Annotated in this window: 3 protein-coding genes; 2 read left to right on the plus strand and 1 reads right to left on the minus strand. The window is 38.4% G+C overall.

The window, feature by feature from the left end:
• Positions 1 to 73: 73 nt before the first annotated feature.
• Complete coding sequence (locus tag PN497_RS10550; RefSeq protein WP_096572861.1) at positions 74 to 751, plus strand: Uma2 family endonuclease; 678 nt, start codon at positions 74 to 76, stop codon at positions 749 to 751.
• Between the two features lie 75 nt (positions 752 to 826).
• Here the strand turns inward: PN497_RS10550 and PN497_RS10555 are convergent, their stop codons facing one another.
• A complete protein-coding gene (locus PN497_RS10555; RefSeq protein WP_096572862.1) occupies positions 827 to 1,363 on the minus strand; it encodes a P-loop NTPase family protein in 537 nt (178 codons plus the stop codon).
• Positions 1,364 to 1,578: 215 nt separating this feature from the next.
• On the opposite strand from PN497_RS10555, the gene PN497_RS10560 reads away from it, so the two are divergent.
• The gene (locus tag PN497_RS10560) at positions 1,579 to 2,160 is read left to right on the plus strand and encodes an adenylate kinase family protein (protein ID WP_096572863.1); all 582 of its coding nucleotides are present in this window, start codon (positions 1,579 to 1,581) and stop codon (positions 2,158 to 2,160) included.
• Positions 2,161 to 2,182 lie beyond the last annotated feature (22 nt).

Here is a 2,182-nt window from a genome sequence, read left to right on the forward strand (position 1 = left end):
CCAGTCCCCAGTCACCAGTCCCCAGTCCCCAGTCTCATATAATCAAAATATTCAAAGACCAGTGAAATCTATCATGTTAGATTACAATCCCCTGGCTTGTATGCCTTCTTCAGAAGAATTACCAGACTCAGACGAAACACCTGTGGATAATGAATTACAAGATTTAATTCCTGGATTGCTTAAAGCAATATTAGCAATAATTTGGGCTGACCGCATGGACTGGTTTTTTGGTGTGGATATGGGCATTTATTATGACCCCTATCAACCACCAATTGTCCCCGATGGATTTTTAAGTTTAGGGGTTGAGCGTTTTTATGATGAAAACTTGCGTCCTAGTTATGTACTTTGGGAAGAAGAAAAATTACCAATTTTGGCGTTAGAAGTTGTTTCTCACAATTACAGGAATGAGTATTCAACAAAAAAAGATGAATATGCCAAATTAGGTATATTATATTATGTAGTTTATAATCCCACTCGTCGCCGTAAACCCCGGTTAGAAGTTCACAAATTAATCAATGGAGTTTATAAATTACAAGATGGTAATATCGTTTGGTTGCCAGAAATTGGTTTAGGAATTGGTATAGAAAGAGGAACTTACCAAGGCATTACTAGAGAATGGATGTATTGGTATAACCAACAAGAAAAACGCTTTTTTACACCAGAAGAACGCGCCCAATATTCCCAACAACGCGCTCAAATTTTAGCAGAACGTTTACGAGAAATGGGAGTAGATCCTGATAGCTTAGTTTAAGCAATAAAGGACTTCCAGGAAATAAATTATCCAATCTTGTCTTGTGGGATGGGCTTCTAGCCCGTCCAGGTTTAATTACGGCTGATGACTACGACGAATTTCTGTAATTTGGTCTGCTACATCCAATAGAGATTTCGGCATTTGTGGACCAGTGAGAATGATATCAATATGAGAAGGACGGTTTGCTAGAAACTGTAAAACCTCTGTTTCTGGAATTAAACCAAAATTAATCGCTAAACTTAACTCATCCAAAACCACAAGAGAATATTTCCCTTCAGATACTACCTGTTGTGTATATTGCCACAACTTTTGTAATGCTTGGCTTTCTGTTTCATCTAAATTTGGTGTATCTATACAACGTGGTAAATCACAACGAATCCAATCTAAATTTTGCCCCATTTGTATAGGTTTGTCCTGTCCTTGATAAATACCACCTTTGAGGAACTGCACTATTAACACTGGTGTACCTTGTCCAGCAATTCTTAATGCTTGTGATATAACACTAGTAAAAAAGTTACGATGAGGGCTAGTGAAAACCTGTACTAATCCAGCTACAGAATATTGTAAGCTGAGTGTTGAATTGATACTGGGGGTTTCTAATTGGGCAACCATCATAATGAAGATAAACGGTAGTATCTATCAATTATCTAAGATAACAGGACTTACGCAAAAGGAAACGAAAGTAGGGGTAATTCATGAATTACCCCTACGCAAGAATAAGGTTTTCAGTCACATCTTGCGTAAGTCCTAGATAATTTTAATTTTTTGAGTAAAACAGAGTTAGGCAGTAGTGAATTTTAAATGATGATGATGAGGAGTGAATTGTGGTGAAATTGGTGATTTTAGGAGGTTCAGGCTCAGGAAAAAGCACTCAAGCACAAAGGCTTTGCAAATACCTTGATATGCCTCTGATTTCCACCGGTGAGATTTTAAGGGAAACTATATCTGGTAATAAATCAGCTAATGGGTACGGTGAACCAAATGATTTAGTCTCCTCTGCCAAACCTTATCTAGAAAAAGGGGAATTAGTTCCTGATGAAATGATGATTGAATGTATCAAAGTTCGCCTCAGTCAAGTGGATGTTAATTGTGGTTGGATCTTAGAAGGCTATCCCCGAACTGCTTTTCAAGCTGAAGAACTAGATTTTTTGTTGGACAGTTTAGGGCAAAAAATAGACTGGGCTATTTATCTGCAAGTACCAGAAGCGGTAATGGTTAGCCGTTCTTTAGGGCGATCGCTCCCAGATGATCAACCAGAAATTGTCCAGCGGCGTGTAGAACTATTCTATGATTGCACCATTCCTATTTTAGAATATTATGATCGTCGTCGCCGTCTATTAACCATTAATGGTGACGACTCACCAGAACAAGTACAGCACAATATTCTCAGTTTAATTGGTGATGGGTGATTGGGGACTGGGGACTGGGGAC

The sequence above is a fragment of the Sphaerospermopsis kisseleviana CS-549 genome (genome assembly GCF_028329225.1).
GTDB classification, from domain to species: Bacteria; Cyanobacteriota; Cyanobacteriia; order Cyanobacteriales; family Nostocaceae; genus Sphaerospermopsis; species Sphaerospermopsis kisseleviana.